We start from the raw sequence: 21,651 nt of genomic DNA, 5'->3' as shown, positions 1-21,651 counted from the left end.
CCCGTTATCACGCCTTACAGTTAAGCCCTTTTGCCAAGCTGTCCAAATTCTTCAGCATAAGCTGTCTGTAAGTCATCTTCTGTTCAAATTCCTGTTTAGTCACGTGTTCTATCGTGTGCAGATAGAGTACTTGCGCACCCGTTTCCCGCGCGATGGCCTGAGAAATGGCGGGGTTTAAAGTTTCCTCGGTAAAGATGTATTTGACCTTGTTTTCTTTAATGCTTTTTATCATTTCCGCCATATCTTTGGGGGTAGGTTCCGCGTCGGCTTTCGCTCCCGTAAGCGGCTTGAAGTTCAAACCGTATCGCTTGGCTATATAGCCGAAAGCCAAATGCCCGATATGATATATGTCTTTATGCTCACAGTTTGAAAGCATTTGCCCGTAAATCCTTTTTACCATATCGACTTCGTTATGGAAATTCAAAATGTTCTTAAGCAGTTGCTTTTCCGTATCGGGATATTGCGAAGATATATGATAGGCCATATTCTCGGCCATAACTTGTATATTATCAAAATCCATCCATACGTGCGGGTCGGCGGGGTCGACTTCCGGGAGGTTCCTTTCCAGCGGGAAGGCTTTATCTCCGCCGAGTTTCTTGGCCCAAGGCTCCAACCTGTCATTTATATAGAACAAAAACTGCGCTTTTTCTATTTCCGCTATGTCTTTGGGGAGCGGCTCAAAACCGTGCGGCTGGGAGCCGGGGGGAATAATCATTTTAATTTCAGCTATATCCTTAAGCACTTGTTCAGCCAAAGAATAGGCGACATAATCGGCCTCAGCCGTTTTTATGGTGTAGGAGGCCTGGGCGGTACCTTGTTGGCTTTGCGGTTCTTTCGCGCAGCCCGCCGCAAACATCAGCGTCAGGGCCGCGATGGCCCCGACGCTTAATATTTTCCTAAAGTTTTCCTTCATTAAATTATCCCTAAGGCCTTGCCGCATTTCTTGAAAGCGGCGGCGGCTTTTTCCAGCTGGTCAAACTCATGGCCGGCGGTTACTATCGTTCTAAGCCGCTCCTTTCCTTTGGCAACCGTAGGAAACCCGATAGCCAAGGCGAATACGCCTTCGTCAAAAAGCATTTTGCTTAAGGCGTGCGCTTTCTGCGTATCGCCAACCATTACGGGTGTTATCGGCGTTTGGGACGCGCCGGTGTCAAATCCGGCCTTTTTGAGTTCTTCTTTAAAGAATTTTGTATTGTCCCAAAGTTTTTGCAGACGCTCGGGCTCATTGTAAATTACGTCAAGCCCCGCCAGACAGGTGGCCACTACGGCTGGCGGATGCGAGCTGGAGAATAAAAACGGCCTCGCGACCGACTGCATATACTGCTTTAAATTATGGCTGCCCGCCACATATCCGCCTATTGTGGCAAACGCTTTGGAAAGCGTGCCGATTTGTATGTCCACCTTTCCTTTTAGCCCGTAATGCGCGACGGTGCCGCGTCCTTGCGGCCCGATTACGCCGCTGGCGTGCGCGTCGTCTACCATTGTAATAACGTCGTGCTTATTACATAGTTCCACTATCTCGGGCAGATTGGCGATGTCGCCGTCCATACTGAATACGCCGTCGGTAACGAGCAGTTTCCTCCTGGCGGAGCGGACTTCGGGCGTTTCCAAAATCTCCTTTAAATGCGCCATATCATTATGGCGGTAAATTTTCTTTTTGGCTTTCGCCAGCCTGCCGCCGTCTATTATGGAGGCGTGGTTAAGCTCGTCGGAGATAAGTACGTCGTCGGGGCTGGTCATCAAGCTTTGGCAGGTGGCTGTATTGGAAGTAAAACCGGATTGTATTACAATGGAATCTTCCGTCCCTTTAAATTCCGCCAGGCGCTTTTCCAGTTCCTCGTGCAAGGAGGTTGTTCCGATAATCGTGCGTACCGCGGCGGTGCCTATGCCGTATTTCTCCGTAGCGGACACCGCGGCCGCGATTACTTTGGGGTGCGTAGTCAAGCAGAGATAGTTGTTTGAGGTAAGATTTATCACTTCCTTGCCGTCTATTAGCGATATCGGCCCCTGCGCGCTTTGCAATACATTTGGCTGGATAAAGCGGTTTTCCGCTTTAAGTAGGGCTATTTCTTCTTCTAAAAATTTCATTTTGTCCATTTACAGTATCCTCCGATTACGGTATAAGCAGAATTTTGCCGCATTCTTTCTTGGGGTCCATTGCTATTTCGAACGCTTTGGCGAAGTCTTTCATTTTAAAGCTGTGCGTGATTACGGGGCGCGGATCGATGGCCTTGCTCTTTAACAGGCTTTCCATTTTGTACCAGCTGCGGAAGACCTCTCTGCCCGCTATGCCTTGCAGGCGCACAGCTTTGAATACGATCTTATTAGCGTAGTCTATTGTAATATTGTCTTTAGGCAGGCCGAAGCACACCATTCTGCCAGCGGGTTTTACGGCTTCCAACGCCAAATTGATGGCCGCGGGATTGCCGGACATCTCTATAACGATGTCTATGCCGGATTTTTCGCCGCCGGCATCGATAATTTTCTTAAGAATATCTGGGTCCATAGGGTTTAGTACGACGTCGGCGCCCATTTTCTCGGCCAGCTTTTGTCTGAAGGCGGAAGTCTCCAAAGAGATTACTTTCGCCGCGCCGCAGGCTTTTGCTATCTGCGTAGCGAACAGCCCTTGCGGTCCACAGCCCGAAACCACCACCGATTTGCCCACTATGTCTTCTGAAAGGGTGGCGAATACTGCATTGCCCAAAGGTTCCATTACGGAGCCGATGTCTTTACAGGAATCGTCGCTGTGTTTCCACGCGCAGCGCGCGGGTATAGCGGCATATTCCGCAAAACCGCCCTGCACGTCTATGCCTAAAATTTTCAAGTTTGAACATACATGCCGCTGATCGTTCCGGCATTGATAACATAATCCGCAGAAAATATGCGATTCCACCGATACGAAATCGCCTTTGTTAAAACCTTTTGCTTTATCGCCTATTTCCACCACTTCTCCGCATAGTTCGTGCCCGAAAATGAACGGGATCGGCATTCTCTTTGCCGACCAGGAGCTGTAAGCGTATATAGGCAAGTCGCTTCCGCAGATGGAAGCGGCGTGTATTTTTATAAGAAGTTCGTCGCTTTTAATTTGCGGTACTTCGGCGTCGATATATTCCGCGCCGGGCGCCGGTTTTGTTTTGCATATGGCTTTCATATTATCTCCTTGTTTGCTTCAAACTTGTTAAATGCGGGCAGGCACGCCGCATTGTTTTTTAATTCCGTCTTTCTTCAACCACTATATTGCCGTAAAAAGTTTTTAAGTCCAATTTGCTGGCTTCTTTATACTTTTCGTCTGCCTTTGGCAGCGATAATTTTATGTTGCCCGAAAATGAATGCGCCGATATGTTAAGCGCATTTTCCGGCAGGCTTTCCCACTTGGCGTTTAATCCTCCTTGTGAGGAATAGAACATCAAAGTATCGGCAAAGCCGGTAAGTTTGCTTTCCCCGCTGGTGTTAAGGAGGGAAATATTCTTCGCTTTGCCAGTAACGGTTATATTGCCGCTTGCAGTTTTAAGCGACAAATTGCCGCCGTTAAATTCTCTTATGTTTATTTTGTCCGTCAGGGTTTCCGCGGCGAAATCCCCGCCTGTGCTTAAAGTTTCCACTACGCCCTGCCCGCTATAAGCGCGGGCAAGCTTGGAATTTAAATAAAAAAATCTTATATCCCCGCTTTGTGAAGAAGCATATATATTCTTGCCCGCGCCGGCGCGCAATTCTACGGAGCATCTGGAATGGGGAATCATAAGCATCTTTTGAAAAAACGCATTTTGCTTTCTTGGCTCTATATCTATTTTCACCACGTCCTTGCTGGGGCGGCGAAAAGTCATAACGCAGAGCTTCGGGTTCCAAATTATGCCGCTGTCTTGCCCGCGGGCAGGGGTTACCGTTATATCTGCTTTTTGAGATGATATAAAAATATCGGTATAAGAATCCGTCTCAAAAAATCTTGCGCTTTGGGCCGCTTGAGCGTAATTGGCCGCAGATAAAAGGCTCAACAGTAGGAATAGAAATTTTTTTATCATATAATTACCTTATAGGCGTATACAGAAAGTATATATATTTAAATATCATTTGTAAAAGCCGAATATTTTAGGAGAGTGACTTATGAATGTATTCTATTTTTTCTTGCTGGCCTTTTTCTGGGGGACGGCTTATGTGGGCGTAAAATACACCGTAGATGTATTTGATCCGTATTTTTCGTCTTTTTTAAGGGCTTTTATAGGTTTTGTTTTCTTCGCGGGGTGGTTCCTGCTGACTAAACAATCTTTCTATCTGCCCAGGAAAGAGGCTTGGCGTCCTTGGCTTGCCGGCATGCTGATTATGGGTATACCATTCATTTTCTTATATTGGGGCCAGCAGTTCCTGCCGCCAGGCACCGGCGGAATATTTAACGGTACCGTACCGCTGTGGGTTTTTATTATCGCCGCGCTTACCCTTAAAGGGCAAGACGCTTTTACTTGGCGCAAAGCTATTGGAGTGGTTGTCGGTTTTATAGGTTTAATGTTCGTATTTCAGCCGGCTTTGGTCGCCTACACCTCGGCCTCGATGGACAAAATGGCGCTTTACGGCAGTATCTCTCTGCTGCTTATGGCAATCTGTTACGCCTGCGGAAACGTATTGATAAAATACATTATGATAAACAAAATAACTTGGCAGCAGAGCGTGTTCCATCAATATCTGTTCAGTATGGTGTTCTTGTTTATAGTTTCTTTGTTGGCTGGGCCGAAGCTCCCGTCGCTTGAGCAGGTCCTTTCGCCGAAGGTTATAATATCGGTTCTTTATGTGGCTTTATGTTCTTCGGCCGCGGCTTTGCTGCTCTTAATGAAACTGCTTAAAGAATGGGGCGCATTAAGGGCCAGTATGGCTACTTATTTAGTCCCTTTCATCGCAGTGGGAAGCGACTTCCTGATGAACGGCCGCATACCGGATAAATACGAAGTTATCGGTATGATTATAATTATCGTCAGTTTGGTTCTTATCCAGTTTGATAAGACATCGCTTAAACAGGACCAAGCCGATAAGCATTAACCGATTGGGATATGTAAAAAGCGCTCTTTTTTAAGAGCGCTTTTTTTGTTTTTGTTGATGGGAAAGATTGAGAAATTTCTAAAGCAGATTATTCTCTTTCAATATACCTTTTAGTATATCTGCCGATTTGTTTAGCTTTTCCACCTCTTCCTTATTTAAGGATATTGGGACATGCGTCTCGAAGCCGTTCCTGCCGACTATGGAGGGCATACTCAGCACTATGTCCTTTATGCCGTATTCGCCGTGCATCATCGCCGATATGGGCAAGATGGATTTTTCGTCGCGGACCAAAGCCTCGCATATCCTTTTTACCGACATTGCTATACCGTAGTTGGTGGCTTTCTTTCTGGATATAATCTCATAGGCGCTGTTCCTGACATCGGCGGCGATCTTTTCCGTCGCTCTCTTGTGGTCGAAGTGGCCCCTCATCTCGCAGAAGTCGTTTAAAGGTATGCCAGAGATATTTGCACTGCTCCAGGCCGCTATTTCGCTGTCGCCATGTTCGCCGATTATGTAGGCGTGTACGCTCCTGCTGTCTACATTGAGGTGATCGCCTATCTCGCATTTAAGGCGGGCGGTGTCAAGAACGGTGCCCGAGCCTATTACCCTGTTTTCCGGAAGACCGCTTAATTTTATAGCGGCGTAGGTAAGAATATCCACAGGATTTGCCACTATCAATAATATGCCGTTAAAGTTCCGTTTTGCGATTTCCGGGATTATTTTTTGGAAAATGGCAATATTCTTTTTTACCAGGTCAAGGCGCGTTTCGCCCGGTTGTTGGTTTGCGCCCGCCGTTATTATTATTATGCCCGCATCGGCTATATCGTCATAGTCGCCGGCGTAGATCTTCATCGGTCTGGCAAAGGGTATACCGTGGCTGATGTCCAAGGCTTCACCTTCCGCGCGCTCTTTGTTGGCGTCTATTAAAACAAGTTCCCTAAACATTGCGCTTTGCATCAGGCTGAATGCCGAGGCCGACCCTACAAATCCGCACCCTATAACCGCGGCTTTGCCGAAATTTATGCAGTTTGGACATTCTTCTTTCATATTTGTTTCTTCCCCCGTTATTTATAATTTTAAATCGTTTAAGCGGTGTTTTTTCATAAAAGTTTCAAAGGCGGAGTTAATTTCGTTTAACATGGGCTTCATCACACATGTGCGGCATTTTTTTGGCGCGGCGAAAAGGCAGGCCTTCTTCAAATATTTGCCCTCTACCGCTTCGTACACTTCCAGCAGGGTGGCCCTTTCTTTTCCTTTCTTTATTTGAAAGCCCCCGCTCGGCCCTTTTATGGAAACTAACAGCCCGCTCTTTACCAGCCTTTGCAATACCTTGGATAAATGGTTGGGCGATACTTTAAAAGCCTCGCTTATCTCTTTTAGGGAGTGCGCTTTTTGCCCGCGATTGGCCAAATATATCATGGAGTGTAAAGCTATTGAGGACGCCTCTGATATGTTAAGCATTGGGCCTCCTTAAAAACCGTTAAAACCTCTATATTAGTATTGTAATACTAAAATACTTATTTGTCAATCGCCTTCTCCGTAAATTATATAATGGATATATGGAACATAAGACTAATGTTATGCGCGTTCTAAACGCGGCAAAAATAAATTATAAAAGCTATTCTTACGACGCCAAAGAGGCTTTAAGCGGGCTGGAAGTCGCTCGTGCCTTAAATCAGAACGAGGCGCAAGTGTTCAAGACTCTTGTCACCGTCGGTAAAAGTAGGGCTCATTACGTTTTTGTGGTGCCCGTCGCCGAGGAGTTGGACCTAAAAAAAGCCGCCAAAGCCTGCGGAGAAAAGTCCGTGGAAATGGTGAAATCCAAGGAACTTCTGCCTCTTACGGGATATATACACGGCGGCTGTTCGCCCGTGGGAATGAAAAAATTTTTTAAAACTTTTATTGATTCTTCCGCGGGCGGCTTCAAAACTATTATATTCAGCGGGGGGAAAATCGGCTTTCAGGTGGAAGTATCCTTGGACGATTTGTCCAAAATGATACCCTTTTCTTTGGCGGATCTTACCTTGAAAAACTAAAAGCCTTTCTCTTGAGAGAAAGGCTTTCTTCTTTAAAAAGCAGCAATTATATCGCGGTTATGCAGATATTGTATTTATCGGCTAAGGCGATAACTTCTTCAATATCCAAAATTATCGTCTTTTGAGCTTCTATGGCAAGTACTTGCGCTTTGGCCTCTTTCATAGCCCTTATCGTACCCTTGCCTATTACGGGCAAGTCGTAGCGGTCGTCTTGCCTGGGACGGGCGACTTTCACCACCACTATGCTTCCGCCTTTGCCTATCGGCGCGGACGCGTATATCTCGCCTGCGCGCTTAATGCAGTTATCCGTGCCTTCCATCGCCTCAAGAGCGAGTACGGCCCTGTCGCACAGAACGCAGGTAAGGCCGACGTCCAGCCCGGCCATTGTTTTTGATATTTTTAAGCCCAGCTCTATACTGTCGTTTTCCTCTTGAGAGGGGGCGCGCTTGGTCAAAACGCCTTTTTGCGCCAAACATTTTTCCATAAAAGAAGAGGAGGATATAAACTCTATCCCCTCTTTCTTAAATTCCGCCACCGCCGCGCCCAATATGGTCTCTGCGCACATATCCTTTATTTTAGCCAATACTTTGGCCGTACGCAGATCTGGCATTACGCTGAAGATGTTTACGTGTTGGACTCTGCCCGCCATCACCGCTTTGCTTACGGCGTTTTCTTTAAAGAATTTTATGGCGCTGTTCATTTGGCCTAGTTTTATCGTGGTTGTCTTTTTGGCATAGGGGGCAAAGTCTTTCTCATAAGCGTTGTTTTTGGCGCAAATGACGTATACCTCCACGCCTTTTTGATTGGCTTCTTTTGCGATATTTATGGGAAATTTCCCTTCGCCCGCTATTATGCCGAGTTTTTCTTTATTCGTCATCCTGGCTGCCGCTGTGATGAAATTTCATTCTGGCGGGCGTTATGCCGCGTTTCGTATTCTCGCAGAAGGTTATAAGTTCCATAACCTCGGGCGTGGGATTTGACTTCTTTAACAATTCCAAAGATTCTTTTAAGGTCCTGTTGGAGAGGAACAATTCCTTATAAGCCATCTTTATGGCGCGTATCGCCTCTTTGCTGAAACCGTTTCTCACCAAGCCTACGGTGTTTAATCCTACAAGTTTGGCTCTGCCGCCCGTAGCTCTGCAGAAAGGCGGCATATCCAAAGGAAGGCCGCTTAAACCCGATACCATCGCGTATTTGCCCACCCTTACGAATTGATGGGCCGCCACCATGCCGGAAAGTATCGCCCCGTCGTCTACCTGTACATGGCCAGCTATGCCCACGCTGTTGACAAGTATTATATTGTTGCCCAAAGTGCAGTCGTGCGCGACGTGCGAGTTCGCCATTAAAAGGCAGTTGTTGCCGATTTTCGTCGGGTGGTCAAGCGAGGTGGAACGGTGTATAGTTACGCATTCGCGTATTTTGTTGCCGTCGCCCATTATTACCATGCTGTCTATCCCGTTATAGGAAAGATCCTGTGGTTTTACGCCGATGAATGCGCTGGCTATAATATCATTATTCTTGCCCATTACGGTGTTTTCTATCACGCAGAAAGGCCCGATTTTGGTATTATCGCCTATGGTAACGTTTTTTCCTATTATAGTATACGGGCCGACCTCGACATTATTGCCGAGCTTCGCCTCAGCGTCTATGATTGCCGTCGGATGTATTTTAGCGGGTTGCATATTCTTTATTTCTCTCCTAGAATAAAATTTAACTGGGCTTCGGAACACAGGCCCTTGTCGGTGTAGGCCTCGGCGTAAAGTTTAGTCACTTTGCCCAGCCTCAGTACTTCTATGGCGATTTTTACCGTGTCGCCCGGCTCTACCTGGCTGCGGAATTTGGCGTAATCTATACTCATAAGAAAACCCACCTTCCCTTTAAAACGCTCGCTCTGCATTATCGCCGTAGCGCCGATTTGCGACATTATTTCAAGTATCAATACCCCCGGAACTACCGGATGAGTGGGGAAATGCCCCTTAAAAAAATCCTCCTCGCCGGTAAACTTCCTGGATCCTGATATGTACTTCTCATCGTCTAAAATGTAAGTTTCGTCCAAAAGCAAAAAAGGATCGCGGTGCGGCAAATACTGCTCCGATTCTTTCTTGCTTATTACCCGTATTACGGGCTTTTTTAATACAAATTCTAACTTCCCTGCCATTATTCCTCACACTGCTTTAATAACATCTTAGCAAATTCTACATTAGTTTTATGGCCCCCGCAATGACATACAATATGCATCGGCCCCAATATTTTGCCCGTCAATTTTAAATCGCCGAACAAATCTAATATTTTATGGCGGACCATTTCGTCGTTAAATCTTAAAGGTACGGAGAATCCGTCCTTTTTTATCACCACACAGTTGTCTATCCGCCCGCCTTTGGCCAAACCGTTGGCTTGCAGAAAGGCTATTTCCTCTTCAAAACCGAATGTCCTGGCCGGGGCTATCTCTTTAAGATAGCCTTCTTCGCTGTATTCAAAAGTGTATTCCTGCCTGTTTACAAGCGGGTGATTTCTCAAATACAAGAAGGTTACCGTCAGTTTCTGCGCGGGTTTGGCGATATATAAAATATCGCCTTCTTTATATTCTATATCTTTATTAAGCGTAAGAACAGAAGCCTCTTGCTCCAATTCCCTAAAGCCCGCTTCCGCAATAGCTTGCGCGTAAGGCAGGGAAGATCCGTCCATTATCGGCGGTTCCGGCCCGTCCATTTCCACCGTCATATCCGTTATGCCCAGACCATTAGCCGCGCTTAATACGTGTTCCACAGTGTGGACTTGCTGTTTGCCGTTGCTTAAGTTGGTGCCGCGCATAGTGGAACTTACTTTTTCTGCCAAGGCAAGGATAGGTTCAGCGTCTTTAACGTCCGTCCTCAAAAACTTTATTCCGCCTTCCTGGGAGGGCTTAAAGGTCATCGAGCACGGCTCGCCCGTATGCAGGCCTATGCCTTTTATTGTTATTGGTTTGATTATGGTTTTTCTTTTCATCTTTGCTTCCTTAGAAAAGTTTAAATTTTTTCTTTAAGTTTGTTATCTCTTTATATAGTTCCGGCAGTTTCTTGAAGATTACGTTAAGCCTCATAAAATCGCCGTAGGGCATGGAGGGGGAGCCCATTATCTTTTCGCCCGCTTTTATGTTGCTTATTATTCCGGTTTGCGGGCCGACCACTACGCCGTCGCCCAATTTCAGATGGCCAGATACACCCGCCTGGCCCGCCAAAACTACGCCGTTGCCAAGCTCCGTAGAGCCCGCTATCCCCACTTGCGATACTATAATGCAGCTCATGCCAGTCTTTACATTGTGGCCGATTTGCACCAAATTGTCTATTTTGGTGTTGGCGCCGATTATCGTATGGTTTATCTTCGCGCGGTCTATGGTGGTATTGGCGCCGATTTCCACATCGTCTTCCAAAATGACGTTTCCAAGCTGCGGTATCTTTTCGTGCTTGCCGTTAAATACATAGCCGAATCCGTCGGAGCCTATAACGCAGCCCGGCTGTAAAATTACTTTGTTTTTCAATACGCATTCTTCCCGTATCGTTACATTGGGGTAGATTAAGCAGCCTTGCCCTATCTGAACTTTTTTGCCGATGTATACGTTGGGATATATTATGGTGTTATCGCCGATTGCGGCGTCATCTTCCACTACGGTATTTGCGCCTATAAAGACGTTTTGCCCTATCTTGGCACTGGGGGAAACCACGGCTCTTTCGTGAATGCCGGGTTTGATGTCTTTGTTAAGGGTGGAAACCTCCCTCATCACCAAGGTAAAAGCCCATTCGGGATTGTCGGCGTAGATTATATTGCCGCCAAACGGAATTTCCTTATCTTTGGCCGATTTGGGCAAAATCAAAGCGCCTAATTTTAAATCTTTAAAAGTTTCGGGCTTGTCTATATTATTGCTGTAAGAAATTGCGCCCTCACGTATACTGTCCAAACCGCAGATGCCGGAAGGTACGAAATTCTCGTCCCCTTTAAGTTCGCTTTTGCTCAGTTCGGCTATTTGTTTTAAGGTAAGGTTCATAACAGGTCTCCGTTTTCTTTCGTGTATTTTTTATTATAGCTTTTCATCCATTTTATAAACTCCGGCGTTATATCCAAAGGTTTGCCGAAGATTAAATCTTTTTTGTCCACCACTATGCCTATATTTCGGACGGTGGCGTATTCTTTTATCCCGCTGTATATCTGCTTTAGTATTTGCTGGACTATATAATCCTGCCGGGAGAGTATTTCCTCTTTGGAAAGCTCCCTGTAATTCAGCAGGAAGGCCTCTTTTTCTATTATCGCTTTTTTTGTATCCTCTATCGCGCTTTTGAGTTGTTTAATCTTTAGCGGGATATTAAGAGGGCTGTCCACCTGGGTGGCTGAGGAGCAGAAAAGCAAATTCTTGCATATTTCCTCTATTTTGTCGGCCTTGACCGAGGGATATGTTTTATCGCCCAGCGCCGGGATATACTGGATATTTTGATAATACGGGGTATAATAAAGCAGTTCCTGTCTCAAATCCGCCAGTTTATTTTTAAGCTCCTGCAGCTGGCTTTGCATTTGTACATATTCAAGTTGCTTAGTTTCCAAATCTATCTTTATGTTGCGTCTGGCTTTTATGGTCCAAGGGTTATTATTGAAGGCTTCTTCTATGTCTATATATACAGCCAAAGTACCGGGCGGGATATCGTTTTCTTCCTGGTTGGCACCGTCTAATTTTAGGCCGAAGTGTCCTTCTTCCCACAGTTTGGCGGGGGTGGCGTTTTGGGTAATGGTATTGCTTTGCTCTTGCGCTTGTTCCAGGGCTTCCTGCGCTTCGGATATGCCCAAAGCATTATCCACCGGTGTTTGCAAAGCCGCTGCTTGCGGGTCCTGTACCGGCGCAAGCGTCTGCGGTGTTTGGTCGCCCGAAGATGAACCCTCCGGCATTTGGGAATTGGAGTCAAAATTGCCCGCGGGCCTGCTCTCGCTAGGCGACATTACCGGTATCTGCACTATTGCGGTAGTATCGTATTTTTCCAAAGGAATGGAACTTGCGCCAGGCAGCTGTTCAAGAGATTGAGCCGTTTCCTGCGAAACTTTCTCGCCCTGAGGCACAACGCCGCTTTGCTGCGCTTGGAGAGTTGCTGTCAGCAATAAAAATACGGCCGAAAATATCAAATGCTTTTTCATCATTCCTTAAATTTAGTTAAGCAGATTTAATCTGCCTGGACAAGACCCTAAAACAAATTTGCCATGGAGAAGTAGATATAGCCTCTCTTTTCGCCTGGTTTATGATTGAGTCCGTAACCCCAGTCTATCCTTATCGGCAAGGACGGCGTTACCAGCCTCAAGCCCAAGCCTACGCCCATCTTGAATTGGTCTTCGGCGGTGCCTGTCTGGAATTTTATGTCGTTGAAATCCATCCAAGAGTTCCCTATATCAAAGAAAGCTGCTATCTGCGCTATTGTTCTGCGCCCTTCCCTGGCCAGCGGGAATTTAAGCTCCACATTGCCTATATAGTAAAGTTCGCCGCCGGTGGCCGGCCCGATTTGACCGGTGGTATCATAACCCCTTACGGTATCGGCGCCGCCCAAAAATACTCTTTCATAAGCGGGCACTTCGTCTGTCCTGCCGTAGGGTTTTACCAAGCCCGCGCGGTTGCCTATCATAAGTACTATCGGATAATCTTTGCCGATATTTATTAAAGTCTTATTGTATGAGGATTTAAATGTAAGCCTGTATATATCCAAATCGCCGAACATCGGCCCGCCGGAGAGATCTACCGCGAGGGAGTTCCTCATGCCGCTTGTGGCGTCCCAAATATTGTCGCGCGTGTCTATCGCAAAGCTTGCCCCCAAGGTGGAAACATTTGTCGTACCCTGTTCCAGCTCGTTTTTGTATTGCTCTTCTATATCGTAGATATTGATGTTTTCAAAAGTATAGGAGAAATTAAGCTGGTAAATATCGTCGTTGAATCTCGGCCCGATATTGAGCCTGCCGCCCTTGCGTTTTTCGGTATAGGCGGAGCTTGTGCTTCTGTAAGAGCGGTACCTTCTGGTGTTGAAAACGTCCACGCCGAAACTTATCGGTTTTTCGCCTATCCACGGGGTGGACCAACTTAGGGTGTAATCCAATATCCTGCTGCCGAACAATGCTCTTAAAGAGAGTCGCTGCGCTTTGCCAAACAAGTTAAGATGGTTTAATGATACATCGCCGTAAAGACCGTCTAAAGAGGACATCGCTATACCCGCCGTAAACATTCCCGGGCGGCCCTCCACCACGTTATAGGCGACGTCCACTTTGCTTATGTCGTTTGTGGGCGTTATGTCTATTTGCGCGTCGTTTAAAAAGCCGAGGTTCATAAGTTTGTTTTGGCTTCGTCTTACTTTGTCGTAATTAAAAATTTCGCCTTCTTTTATAGTTAACTCTCTGGCAAAGACATAGGTTTTTGTCTGTTCGTTGCCGGTGATGTCTATATGGTCGATGTAGACGCGGTTGTTTTCCAATATGTCAAAATTTATATTTAGTTCGCCTGTTTCCTCGTCCAAATTCTTTTGAGGTGTAATATCGGCGCGTAAGTATCCTTTATTGGCGTATTTCTCCTGCAAATCCCTTACGGTGATATCGAATTTCTGCTGATTGAATTTTTTGCCTTTCTTGTAGAATACCACTTCTTCCAGTTCGGGCGTGGTGTATACGGTATTGCCCTCAAAAGTGGTATCGCCGAAAACGACGTCGTGTCCTTCGGTCACTTTGTAAATTAGGGTGACTTCGCTTTTGTCTTCGTTAAATTCCGTGGAAAAATCGTCTATTTTAAAATCGAAATAGCCCAAATTCCTGGCATAAGTTATCGCTTTGTATTGGTCTTGCGCCAAGTTCTGCCCTTTGAATACTTTTTTGGGGCGGTTGGACATTTTTTTTATAAACTTTTTGGCGGGAATGTCGTTTAAACCTTCAACTATTACTTCTTTAACCCTTGTTCTGGAGCCTTCGTCAAGATTGATTGTTACCGTGACGGTATTTGTGTCTTTGTCTTCCGATACCGAGAAAGTCGCTTTTGTATTGGTGTAGCCTTTAGCTGCGTAAGCGGCTTCTATCTTGGCCATATCCGATTCCAGTTTTGACTCGCTGTACGGATCTTTTACTTTAAGCGCCATGGCGTTCTGTATGGCCGTTTTGGAGAGGGCCTTCCTGCCGACATAATTTATTTTGTCGACGATAGGCTTTTCCGTCACTATAACCGTAAGCGTATGGCAGGGATACATTTGTTTATCTTCTTTGTCTTTTTTCTGCCCTTCGGTTTGCTCTATGGAGATTTCCATATTATCGAAATTACCCAAGGCCATAAGGGCGGATACGTCTTCCTGAATGGAGCCTTTGTAATATAGCTGGCCTTCTTTAGCTGATATATTTTTGGTTATGGTCTTTTTATTGATGTTTACAAGGCCGTCTGCCGTTATTTTGCATATCATCCAAGGGCCGTTGGGGTCGGTTTTTGATTCCTGTTCCGTACTTTCTTGGTTTTGTTCAGCCTGAGTTTCGCCGGGAAGGCCAAGAGTTTCGGCGTATTCTTCCGGGCTGACATAGTTATCTCTGGTAAAATTCAAAGGGCTTCTTTTGATTCCCTGGTCTATGCCAAGGCCCTGCGCCGCACAAATTGCGGGTAGTAATGATAATAAAGTTAAAAGTGGTATTGGTCTTAAATGTTTAAACATATAAATATTATATCATTACTTAGGCTTAGCGTTATATAATTTGGATAGCGGAAAATATATCTCGGTAAATATTGCCTTTTGGCTATGTATATCTCTGCATGGATAAAAAAGGATGCAGCCCGGGTAAAGGCTGCATCTTTTGTAGGCCGTTTTTATGTATCGCCGTCTTATAGGAAACGGCGAAGATCGTTTGTTTTGTAGCTGTATTTATCACACGATTTATTTCTTGGCCGGTTCTTCTTTTGCGGACTTTTCGTCTGCCTGCGAGGGAGGCGGAACCAAATCCCCGGCACGAGCCGGCCCGCCTTTGGGCCCTTTTAGGCAGGGACAGTCGCAGTCATTTCTTTTCATCTGAGGGCGTCTGTCTTTGCGGCGGTCGTCTTTGCGGTCAAACTTCTTGCCTTTTTGCCTGTCGGGTGGCCCGAAAAGAGTCGGCTTTTCGCCGGAAAGTATCTTCTTCGTTACCTCATCGATATGCTTTTCCTTTTCTTTAGGGTCATTGGCTTTGTTGAGTTTCTCTTTAGTTTTTGCGAGCCTTTCCTCAGAATCGGCAACCAATTCCTCCAGGAATTTTATGTGCCTGTCATAATTGGCGGAAACCTTTTCCTTAATTTGTTCCTCGATGGCGGCTTTCTTCTTTTTATTCTTTTCACTCTTGTAATTTTCTACAAGCTGGTTCATTTCTTTGAACTCTTTCCTGCGCTCTTCCCTGTTCTGCATAGGCTGGGCGGAAAGGATACCTGCTCCAAATACAACTGCTAATGTTGCTATGAATACTCTTTTCATTTTGCTCTCCTTTATAAGCTGTCAATGTAGTCTGCCAGATTGTAGACTTCGTCTTCAAGCGTATATACGCTGTCGTACATATTGTCTATATACTGCAGCGACGCTTGACTGCGGCGCTGGGAATATATATTGGCCACTTCATAAGTTCCCAAGGCCATTACCAGCATAACCGCCGCCGCGCCGAGCGGGGCCAAAAGTCTGAATCTGAAGTTAAAACCCAAAAAGGAAAATAAAGAGCTCTTCTTTCGCTTAAAAGCGCTTAAATCCGGTATGGGCAGATATTCCGGTGCCTTAAGCTGCGGCAAAGCCGCGTTTATCAACGAAGAGGTTTGAACAATCCGCTGACATTCTTTGCAGTCTTTTAAATGCTTGAGGAACATCGCTTCGCGCTCTTGCGGCAGTTCGCCGTAGGCGTAAAGGAGTGCGTCTTGCTGCATTTTATTTTCGTGTTTATACGGCATATTCCTCTCCCATAAATTCCTGCAATTTCTTTATTGCTCTGTTCATCCTGGCAAGTACCGTCCCAAGCGGGCAAGATAAAGTTTGCGCTATCTCTTTGAAACTTAAATACTGCCTTAATAATATTACTTCCTTTTGGGCTTGCGGCAATTTGTCTATGAAGGACGAGATCTCCTCCAGCGAGATGTTTGAAAGCGCCTTGGCTTCCGTATTGTCCGAAGAATCGGCCCTTTCGCCCGTTTCATCTTCTTCCAAGCTTACGGTTTTAGAGGCTTTACGGAAATAATCCGTAATTTTGTTTCTCGCTATTGTAAAGAGCCACGCCTTAAATTTGCCTTTCTCTTTATATTTGTTTATTTCCGTCAGCGCTTTGAGCATCGTATCTTGGAAAATATCGCCCGCCGCGCCTTCGTCTTTTACGCTGTAAAAGATATAAGAATATAAAGAGTCCTTATACTTCTCTATGATAAGTCCGAAGTCTTCCGTATTTCCGTTCTTGACATTGTAAATAACCATATCTTCGTGTATCATAGGCCCTCACTAATAGAACGCAAAACAAAGCGGGATTATTGCATATTCTTTTAACAACTAAAAACTTCCCTTTATTTGGATATATTTTGTAATAAAAAGCCGTTTTGGGCAATAAAAAACCCCGCCGTTAAGCGGGGTTTAAAAAGTTAAGAACATTATATCGCGGGTTTTACCACTTTGCCCGACTTCATGCATTTGGAGCAAACATAAGCGGTTTGCGTTTTACCGTCCAAAACGAGTTTCTGTTTATGGAGATTCGGTTTGAAAGTTCTTTTGGTTTTCAAATGGGAATGGCTGTAAGAACCGCCGCTTACAGATTGTTTCCCGCAGATTTCGCATTTGTATGACATATTTTCTTCTTCCTGGCTTATAAATTTGTTTACTATATTGTACTAAAAAACCGTTTTAAAGTAAATCCGTTTTAGAATATCGCCGAAATTTTGCTCTTGAGTATCCGCCAGGATTTGGCGCAATGTTCCTTCAGTCTGCCCCATACGGTATTTTCATAGACTTTCTTTTGTGGCATGGGTACAATATAGCCGTTTTTACGCATCATCTGCATCAAGTAGTTTGACGGTATGGCGAAATTGATATTTTGTATGTCGGTGCCTTTTAGGCTGGAAAGAGCCATCGCTATGACTCTGCCGTCTTTGTCAAATACCGGCGAACCTGACGATGAGGGGGAGATCGGCGCGCTTATTTGCAGCCAAATGACGCCCTTGCTTACCCTTCTTATCTGGGATATAAGTCCGTCTGTAACGGTGTTTTGCAGTCTTCTGGGGTTTCCTATTACTATAATGGGGTCGCCCGCTTTTACATAGTCGGCATTTTTGAACTGTACATATGGCAGATTGCGGTTGTTTATTTTAAGCAGGGCTAAATCTATTTCTTTGTTAGGGCTTTTGTCTATTACGATGGCCTCTTCGGAAACTACACCGTTCTTAAAGGTAAGATTTATAAAGGCGGCGTTTTCAACGACATGCCCGGCCGTGGCTATAAGTCCGTCGGAATTGGCGATAAAGCCCGTTCCGCTGTATGTCGAGCCGTCTTCCTTAAGTACGTTTACCGATACTATGGCATTGCCGTACATTTCCGCTATTTCGGCGGGCGTTTTTTGTGCGTTTGTGACGGCGGCCGACAATAAGAATAATAAGACGATGTATTTCCTCATAAAAGTACCGCACGCAAACTGCGTTTGTGCAAAGAAAGCCGAGGATGGGACTCGAACCCACAACCTACGGTTTACAAAACCGTTGCTCAACCATTGAGCTACCTCGGCGTTAACTGACTAGTTAAAATTATAACAATTTTTACTTTCTATGCCAAGGAAAGGCCGCCCTTCTTCCCGGACTTTTTTACTTGGCAAAAGAAAACTCTTTTACTCAAAGCAGTTTTAAAAACGGCAGGATTTGCTGTAAATTTCAAACCGTTTCTTTATGTCCTGCGGTTTTACCTGAGCCAGTTTCTTTATGCTGAAGCTTTCTATCGCGAAAGAAGCCAAAACCGTTCCGTAGGCTAAGGCTTTCTTTATATGCTTTATATTATTCCAATTTTTTACCGAAGCCAAATATCCCACGAATCCCCCGCCAAAGCTATCGCCCGCGCCGGTGGTGTCAACCGGTTCTTCGATAAGGAACGGCGGAACCTGGAACATAGCGTCTTTGGTCAGCAGCAAAGCGCCGTTGGGCCCGAGTTTTATAACAACTACCTTCGGCCCCATTTTAAGTATCGCTTTGCCCGCCTTTATAAGATTGTATATGCCGGTAAGCTGGCGCGATTCGGCCTCGTTTACGAAAACGATGTCTATCGACTTTAACAGCTTAAGCAGCTGCGCTTTATTGTTTTTTATCCACAAATTCATGGTGTCGCAGGCGATAAGGCGCGGCTTCTTGACTTGTTTTAATACGTCAAGCTGCAGCTTGGGCGAGATATTTGCAAGGAACAAAGCTTCGGGTTGTGTATCGGCGGGTTTTAAAGCCGGGGCGAAATCGGCAAAGACATTTAAATCTGTGGAGATAGTAGTCGCGTTTTTGAAATCCTTGTCGTATTCGGCGGCCCAAGTAAAGGTTTTGCCGTCTCTAACCTCTATGCCGGAGGTGTCTACCCCGCGGTCGTGGAAGGGTTTGATGTGCTTTTTCGTGAAGTCGCTTCCGACCACCGCTATTACTTTGGGTTTGGCAAAGAAGCTTGCCGCTATCGACGAATAACTGGCCGATCCGCCCAAAACATTCTTAACCGACGATTTGTGCGTTTTTATATTGTCGAAAGCCATCGAGCCGACTATTATTACCTTACTTTTGTTCTTTTCCATTTTAGTCCTTATAGAACAACTTTATTTTGTTCTCGCCGTTGATTTTATCTGAATAAGATTTAAGCAGATCCTGCGCTTTTACCTGGATCGCGGCCAATTGCAGAGCAGCTTGCGCGGTATCGGCGTCGGAGCTTAATTTTTTAGCGGCCTCTTTATCCGAAGCAAAGACCTTGTCAGTTTCTTCTTTCAACAGTTTTTCTTCCTGCGGGGTTACCTTCGCCGCGAGGATTAAAGTATTTTGGAATTTGGAGGCTAACTTCTCTTTTTTAAGCTGCGCCTCATATTCGGCGGGGTTTAAATGGAATTGGTTCCTTACCACCCAAATATAAGCGTTTTTATTGAAGCCGTTGCCGTCGTTGAACGCGGGGGAGTTTTTTATTTCGTAGCCTATTTCCAAATCCGATACGCCAATGCCGAACTTTTCGGCCGCCTGCGCCATGGTCTCCTGGGTTATCATAGCTTGCAGGACCTGCTGTCTAATGGCCTTTTCGGTGTCTTCGGTATAATCTTCTTGGTTTCTGGCTTCCTGCGATACCAACTCGACATTTCTCAAAAAGTCTTTATATTTTATCGGTTCTCCGTCGACTTTGGCTACCGCCGCGTTGGGGCCGTATTCTTCCATAAACACGCCCGCGCCGACAAATCCCAAGCTGCCGACAAAAAATAAAATGGTTATGATCAATATGGGGTTTTTGTACTTGTTGAGAATGGAAATCATTTATTTATCTCCTTTTTTATTGTCTTTCTTTTCGTGTTTTTCCTGCTTTTCAATCTTTTCCGTTTTAGCGGGTTTATTTTGCGGTTCGTCGGCGGCTATTTCCTCCTCATCAAGAGAAGCCTCTTCCTCTCCTACTACTTGTATAGTCGCGCTGACTTTTGCCCCGCCTTCTATCAAAATGCTCTTTGATCGTATGTTACCGGTAATTTTGGCGTCGGCTAAAATTTCCACGCTGTCGGCCACGATGTCGCCCGTCATTTTCCCTATTACCACTACGCCCTGTGCGGTAATGTCGCCTTTTACCGTTCCGCTTTTGCTTATCGTAACGTATTTGGCGTTATCTACATTGCCTTCCAAAGCGCCGTCTATTCTTAAAGATCCCTGTAAATCCAATGTCCCCTGGAATTGGCATTGTTCGCTTATTACGGAAACATATTCTCCCGTTTTATCGTCTTTGCTTAAAAAACCCATAACTCCTCCGAAATAAATTAAAAATATGATCTGGGATTGACGGGAGTACCGTCTTTCCAAACTTCATAATGCAAATGCACGCCAGTAGAGCGGCCGGTCGTACCCATATTGGCTATGAACTGCCCTCTTTTTACCACATCGCCGGCTTTTACTTTAATATCTGCCAAGTGGCCGTAAAGCGTTGAATAGCCGAATCCGTGGTCTACAAGTACCGCCTGGCCGTAGCCCTGCGCCCAGCCCGCGTGTCTTACCACTCCGTCGGCAGTCACTCTGATTCTGGAGTTCGGCTTGCCCGCGAAGTCCAGCCCCTTGTGGAATGACGCTATAAAAGAGCCGAACGGCGAAAGCCTGTATCCGAAGCCTGAAGTTATAACCGCGTCCGTCGCCGGTTTGATTGACGGCGTGGAGTCGCTTATATTCTTTTGGTTGGCGTAGAACCAGGCTATCTCCTGGAAGCTTGCCAAACGCGCCTGCGCCAGCTCGGTGGTGTCTTTAAGATATTGGTTTATTTGTTCTTCGTCAATATCTTTGGCTTCTTTGGCGAGCATTTCCTTAAAATTGATTTCTTCGCTTCCTTCAAACGGTCTGTTTACGTGTTTGCCGCCTTTCATTCCGAGCATTTGGCGCATCTGTTCATCCGTTTTTTGGGACATTTCGATATACTTTCTGTTTCTTGAAAGTTCTTCGGCTATCATAGCGAATTTTGTCTTCATTACCTTGTTGTCGGCTTTTACGATTTCGTAATCTATATTTTTAGAAGCTATAAATACGGCATATACCGTTACGGCCAGCCAAGCCAACAGTATTAAAATCAGCAAAAGCGGATATACGGAAAATTTTATTCCCGAGCCGAAACGCGGCATAAGGACTATTTCCATACGCTCAAACAACAGCCTTGAGATTGAAGATTGACTTTTTCTCACAATTTTAATTCTATCATTTTTGGCCCGTTTTATAACTTAAATAATAAACATAGTGCAAAGGAATTAAATAAAAACTATAATAGAGTTATGAAAAAACTGTTAATATTAACCTTTGCTGTATTAGCTTTCGCGGCTTGCGCCAAAGAAAGTTCCCAACAGCAGCCGGTCCAGACCGATAATACGGTCGCGCAAGCTCCGGCTGCCTATACTTTGCCCGCCGTTTTAGGCGGAGAGGATTTCGTCTTGGAAAAAGAGAATCCTTCCAAACCGATATTGGTCGCTTCGATGGCGGGTTTTTGCAGCTATTGCAAAAAAATGCTGCCTTTGATTGACGAAATGGCCGGCAAATATAAAGACAAAAACGTCGATATCGTTATAGCTTTCGTGGATCCCGCCAATGACCAACTTAAAGAAATGGACGTGGTAAAAAACGCCAAGAACGCGAAAATCCACTATAATGCCGCGCATTTCGGGCAGGATATGGGCGTAACCGGTTTCCCGACGATGTTCTTTATCGGCACAAACGGCGAAACCAAGAAATGGATCGGCGCCGATCCGGCCTATATAGAGTTGATGTCGGCGACCATAGACGAATCTTTAAAATAAGGAGTTGAGCTTAACAAAAAGCCTCCGCAAAAGCGGGGGCTTTTTTATTTTCAGAAAATCCCGGCCCGGCGGGGGGAGTTTTCAAATCTGGTCGCAAGTTCCGCGG

25 protein-coding genes and 1 tRNA gene are annotated in these 21,651 nt (G+C 45.5%); 3 read left to right on the top strand and 23 right to left on the bottom strand.

Annotated features, from left to right (window positions below; genetic code table 11):
- Positions 1–7: 7 nt before the first annotated feature.
- Genes ACQY3M_RS04810 through ACQY3M_RS04795 form a run of 4 tightly spaced genes read right to left on the bottom strand, consistent with a single transcriptional unit; the run spans position 8 to position 4,019 of the window.
- Positions 8–913 carry a metal ABC transporter solute-binding protein, Zn/Mn family gene (locus ACQY3M_RS04810; RefSeq protein WP_428066408.1) on the bottom strand — a complete coding sequence of 302 codons (906 nt, stop codon included), beginning with the start codon at positions 911–913 and terminating at the stop codon, positions 8–10.
- Positions 913–2,088, bottom strand: a complete 1,176-nt coding sequence (locus ACQY3M_RS04805; protein ID WP_428066407.1) for a glycine C-acetyltransferase — start codon at positions 2,086–2,088, stop codon at positions 913–915. The genes ACQY3M_RS04810 and ACQY3M_RS04805 overlap by 1 nt, the downstream gene beginning before the upstream one ends.
- A gap of 25 nt (positions 2,089–2,113) precedes the next feature.
- Complete coding sequence (gene tdh, locus ACQY3M_RS04800; RefSeq protein ID WP_428066405.1) at positions 2,114–3,151, bottom strand: L-threonine 3-dehydrogenase; 1,038 nt, start codon at positions 3,149–3,151, stop codon at positions 2,114–2,116.
- A gap of 58 nt (positions 3,152–3,209) precedes the next feature.
- Positions 3,210–4,019: a DUF4097 family beta strand repeat-containing protein gene (locus ACQY3M_RS04795; protein ID WP_428066403.1), complete on the bottom strand. Its 810-nt coding sequence runs from the start codon at positions 4,017–4,019 to the stop codon at positions 3,210–3,212.
- A gap of 82 nt (positions 4,020–4,101) precedes the next feature.
- On the opposite strand from ACQY3M_RS04795, the gene ACQY3M_RS04790 reads away from it, so the two are divergent.
- Positions 4,102–5,025 (top strand): DMT family transporter, encoded by a 924-nt coding sequence (locus tag ACQY3M_RS04790; protein ID WP_428066402.1) that lies wholly within the window; start codon positions 4,102–4,104, stop codon positions 5,023–5,025.
- Positions 5,026–5,103: 78 nt separating this feature from the next.
- Here the strand turns inward: ACQY3M_RS04790 and ACQY3M_RS04785 are convergent, their stop codons facing one another.
- Both ACQY3M_RS04785 and ACQY3M_RS04780 read right to left on the bottom strand, forming a co-directional pair.
- Positions 5,104–6,072 (bottom strand): L-lactate dehydrogenase, encoded by a 969-nt coding sequence (locus ACQY3M_RS04785; protein ID WP_428066401.1) that lies wholly within the window; start codon positions 6,070–6,072, stop codon positions 5,104–5,106.
- 21 nt (positions 6,073–6,093) lie between these two features.
- Complete coding sequence (locus ACQY3M_RS04780) at positions 6,094–6,486, bottom strand: RrF2 family transcriptional regulator (protein ID WP_428066400.1); 393 nt, start codon at positions 6,484–6,486, stop codon at positions 6,094–6,096.
- Positions 6,487–6,584: 98 nt separating this feature from the next.
- Between ACQY3M_RS04780 and ybaK the strand changes: the two genes are divergently transcribed.
- A complete protein-coding gene (ybaK, locus tag ACQY3M_RS04775; RefSeq protein WP_428066398.1) occupies positions 6,585–7,061 on the top strand; it encodes a Cys-tRNA(Pro) deacylase in 477 nt (158 codons plus the stop codon).
- Positions 7,062–7,107: 46 nt separating this feature from the next.
- Here the strand turns inward: ybaK and ACQY3M_RS04770 are convergent, their stop codons facing one another.
- From ACQY3M_RS04770 to ACQY3M_RS04690, 17 genes are all read right to left on the bottom strand, one after another.
- Positions 7,108–7,938: an LpxI family protein gene (locus ACQY3M_RS04770; protein WP_428066397.1), complete on the bottom strand. Its 831-nt coding sequence runs from the start codon at positions 7,936–7,938 to the stop codon at positions 7,108–7,110.
- Positions 7,928–8,743, bottom strand: coding sequence for an acyl-ACP--UDP-N-acetylglucosamine O-acyltransferase (gene lpxA / locus ACQY3M_RS04765; RefSeq protein ID WP_428066395.1), 816 nt, complete (start codon positions 8,741–8,743; stop codon positions 7,928–7,930). Before lpxA ends, ACQY3M_RS04770 begins: the two co-directional genes overlap by 11 nt.
- A 5-nt stretch (positions 8,744–8,748) precedes the next feature.
- Positions 8,749–9,219 carry a 3-hydroxyacyl-ACP dehydratase FabZ gene (gene fabZ, locus ACQY3M_RS04760; protein ID WP_428066394.1) on the bottom strand — a complete coding sequence of 157 codons (471 nt, stop codon included), beginning with the start codon at positions 9,217–9,219 and terminating at the stop codon, positions 8,749–8,751.
- Entirely contained in the window at positions 9,219–10,046 is an 828-nt protein-coding gene (lpxC, locus tag ACQY3M_RS04755) for a UDP-3-O-acyl-N-acetylglucosamine deacetylase (RefSeq protein ID WP_428066392.1), read from the bottom strand. Before lpxC ends, fabZ begins: the two co-directional genes overlap by 1 nt.
- Positions 10,047–10,056: 10 nt before the next feature.
- Positions 10,057–11,082, bottom strand: coding sequence for a UDP-3-O-(3-hydroxymyristoyl)glucosamine N-acyltransferase (lpxD, locus tag ACQY3M_RS04750; protein WP_428066391.1), 1,026 nt, complete (start codon positions 11,080–11,082; stop codon positions 10,057–10,059).
- Positions 11,079–12,218 (bottom strand): hypothetical protein, encoded by a 1,140-nt coding sequence (locus ACQY3M_RS04745; RefSeq protein WP_428066389.1) that lies wholly within the window; start codon positions 12,216–12,218, stop codon positions 11,079–11,081. The genes lpxD and ACQY3M_RS04745 overlap by 4 nt, the downstream gene beginning before the upstream one ends.
- A 44-nt stretch (positions 12,219–12,262) precedes the next feature.
- Positions 12,263–14,740, bottom strand: coding sequence for an outer membrane protein assembly factor BamA (gene bamA, locus ACQY3M_RS04740; RefSeq protein ID WP_428066388.1), 2,478 nt, complete (start codon positions 14,738–14,740; stop codon positions 12,263–12,265).
- 219 nt (positions 14,741–14,959) lie between these two features.
- Complete coding sequence (locus tag ACQY3M_RS04735) at positions 14,960–15,526, bottom strand: hypothetical protein (RefSeq protein WP_428066387.1); 567 nt, start codon at positions 15,524–15,526, stop codon at positions 14,960–14,962.
- A gap of 11 nt (positions 15,527–15,537) precedes the next feature.
- On the bottom strand, positions 15,538–15,987 hold the full coding sequence (locus ACQY3M_RS04730) for an anti-sigma factor family protein (protein ID WP_428066385.1): 450 nt from the start codon (positions 15,985–15,987) through the stop codon (positions 15,538–15,540).
- Positions 15,977–16,516, bottom strand: coding sequence for an RNA polymerase sigma factor (locus ACQY3M_RS04725; RefSeq protein ID WP_428066384.1), 540 nt, complete (start codon positions 16,514–16,516; stop codon positions 15,977–15,979). The genes ACQY3M_RS04730 and ACQY3M_RS04725 overlap by 11 nt, the downstream gene beginning before the upstream one ends.
- Before the next feature lie 155 nt (positions 16,517–16,671).
- Complete coding sequence (rpmB, locus tag ACQY3M_RS04720; protein WP_428066383.1) at positions 16,672–16,866, bottom strand: 50S ribosomal protein L28; 195 nt, start codon at positions 16,864–16,866, stop codon at positions 16,672–16,674.
- A gap of 71 nt (positions 16,867–16,937) precedes the next feature.
- Positions 16,938–17,687: a S1C family serine protease gene (locus tag ACQY3M_RS04715; RefSeq protein WP_428066381.1), complete on the bottom strand. Its 750-nt coding sequence runs from the start codon at positions 17,685–17,687 to the stop codon at positions 16,938–16,940.
- Positions 17,688–17,723: 36 nt separating this feature from the next.
- Positions 17,724–17,795, bottom strand: a tRNA-Thr gene (locus tag ACQY3M_RS04710).
- Between the two features lie 114 nt (positions 17,796–17,909).
- A complete protein-coding gene (locus ACQY3M_RS04705; protein ID WP_428066379.1) occupies positions 17,910–18,827 on the bottom strand; it encodes a PfkB family carbohydrate kinase in 918 nt (305 codons plus the stop codon).
- A gap of 1 nt (position 18,828) precedes the next feature.
- Positions 18,829–19,545 carry a SurA N-terminal domain-containing protein gene (locus ACQY3M_RS04700; protein WP_428066377.1) on the bottom strand — a complete coding sequence of 239 codons (717 nt, stop codon included), beginning with the start codon at positions 19,543–19,545 and terminating at the stop codon, positions 18,829–18,831.
- Positions 19,546–20,016, bottom strand: coding sequence for a bactofilin family protein (locus ACQY3M_RS04695; protein ID WP_428066376.1), 471 nt, complete (start codon positions 20,014–20,016; stop codon positions 19,546–19,548).
- Positions 20,017–20,033: 17 nt separating this feature from the next.
- Positions 20,034–20,939, bottom strand: a complete 906-nt coding sequence (locus ACQY3M_RS04690) for a M23 family metallopeptidase (RefSeq protein WP_428066375.1) — start codon at positions 20,937–20,939, stop codon at positions 20,034–20,036.
- Positions 20,940–21,026: 87 nt separating this feature from the next.
- Between ACQY3M_RS04690 and ACQY3M_RS04685 the strand changes: the two genes are divergently transcribed.
- Complete coding sequence (locus tag ACQY3M_RS04685) at positions 21,027–21,545, top strand: thioredoxin domain-containing protein (protein ID WP_428066373.1); 519 nt, start codon at positions 21,027–21,029, stop codon at positions 21,543–21,545.
- The last annotated feature ends 106 nt before the right edge of the window (positions 21,546–21,651 follow it).

The organism is Candidatus Proelusimicrobium volucris (assembly GCF_959605025.1).
Lineage (GTDB): Bacteria > Elusimicrobiota > Elusimicrobia > Elusimicrobiales > Elusimicrobiaceae > Proelusimicrobium > Proelusimicrobium volucris.
Note: the sequence above shows the minus strand (reverse complement) of the source record. Positions and strands in the feature narration are given on the sequence as shown.

Excerpts from the sequence above, each read along its gene's own strand:
- ACQY3M_RS04810 (WP_428066408.1), bottom strand. The coding sequence starts at position 913 with ATGAAGGAAAACTTTAGGAAAATATTAAGCGTCGGGGCCATCGCGGCC.
- ACQY3M_RS04805 (WP_428066407.1), bottom strand. The coding sequence starts at position 2,088 with ATGAAATTTTTAGAAGAAGAAATAGCCCTACTTAAAGCGGAAAACCGC.
- tdh (WP_428066405.1), bottom strand. The coding sequence starts at position 3,151 with ATGAAAGCCATATGCAAAACAAAACCGGCGCCCGGCGCGGAATATATC.
- ACQY3M_RS04795 (WP_428066403.1), bottom strand. The coding sequence starts at position 4,019 with ATGATAAAAAAATTTCTATTCCTACTGTTGAGCCTTTTATCTGCGGCC.
- ACQY3M_RS04790 (WP_428066402.1), top strand. The coding sequence starts at position 4,102 with ATGAATGTATTCTATTTTTTCTTGCTGGCCTTTTTCTGGGGGACGGCT.
- ACQY3M_RS04785 (WP_428066401.1), bottom strand. The coding sequence starts at position 6,072 with ATGAAAGAAGAATGTCCAAACTGCATAAATTTCGGCAAAGCCGCGGTT.
- ACQY3M_RS04780 (WP_428066400.1), bottom strand. The coding sequence starts at position 6,486 with ATGCTTAACATATCAGAGGCGTCCTCAATAGCTTTACACTCCATGATA.
- ybaK (WP_428066398.1), top strand. The coding sequence starts at position 6,585 with ATGGAACATAAGACTAATGTTATGCGCGTTCTAAACGCGGCAAAAATA.
- ACQY3M_RS04770 (WP_428066397.1), bottom strand. The coding sequence starts at position 7,938 with ATGACGAATAAAGAAAAACTCGGCATAATAGCGGGCGAAGGGAAATTT.
- lpxA (WP_428066395.1), bottom strand. The coding sequence starts at position 8,743 with ATGCAACCCGCTAAAATACATCCGACGGCAATCATAGACGCTGAGGCG.
- fabZ (WP_428066394.1), bottom strand. The coding sequence starts at position 9,219 with ATGGCAGGGAAGTTAGAATTTGTATTAAAAAAGCCCGTAATACGGGTA.
- lpxC (WP_428066392.1), bottom strand. The coding sequence starts at position 10,046 with ATGAAAAGAAAAACCATAATCAAACCAATAACAATAAAAGGCATAGGC.
- lpxD (WP_428066391.1), bottom strand. The coding sequence starts at position 11,082 with ATGAACCTTACCTTAAAACAAATAGCCGAACTGAGCAAAAGCGAACTT.
- ACQY3M_RS04745 (WP_428066389.1), bottom strand. The coding sequence starts at position 12,218 with ATGATGAAAAAGCATTTGATATTTTCGGCCGTATTTTTATTGCTGACA.
- bamA (WP_428066388.1), bottom strand. The coding sequence starts at position 14,740 with ATGTTTAAACATTTAAGACCAATACCACTTTTAACTTTATTATCATTA.
- ACQY3M_RS04735 (WP_428066387.1), bottom strand. The coding sequence starts at position 15,526 with ATGAAAAGAGTATTCATAGCAACATTAGCAGTTGTATTTGGAGCAGGT.
- ACQY3M_RS04730 (WP_428066385.1), bottom strand. The coding sequence starts at position 15,987 with ATGCCGTATAAACACGAAAATAAAATGCAGCAAGACGCACTCCTTTAC.
- ACQY3M_RS04725 (WP_428066384.1), bottom strand. The coding sequence starts at position 16,516 with ATGATACACGAAGATATGGTTATTTACAATGTCAAGAACGGAAATACG.
- rpmB (WP_428066383.1), bottom strand. The coding sequence starts at position 16,866 with ATGTCATACAAATGCGAAATCTGCGGGAAACAATCTGTAAGCGGCGGT.
- ACQY3M_RS04715 (WP_428066381.1), bottom strand. The coding sequence starts at position 17,687 with ATGAGGAAATACATCGTCTTATTATTCTTATTGTCGGCCGCCGTCACA.
- ACQY3M_RS04705 (WP_428066379.1), bottom strand. The coding sequence starts at position 18,827 with ATGGAAAAGAACAAAAGTAAGGTAATAATAGTCGGCTCGATGGCTTTC.
- ACQY3M_RS04700 (WP_428066377.1), bottom strand. The coding sequence starts at position 19,545 with ATGATTTCCATTCTCAACAAGTACAAAAACCCCATATTGATCATAACC.
- ACQY3M_RS04695 (WP_428066376.1), bottom strand. The coding sequence starts at position 20,016 with ATGGGTTTTTTAAGCAAAGACGATAAAACGGGAGAATATGTTTCCGTA.
- ACQY3M_RS04685 (WP_428066373.1), top strand. The coding sequence starts at position 21,027 with ATGAAAAAACTGTTAATATTAACCTTTGCTGTATTAGCTTTCGCGGCT.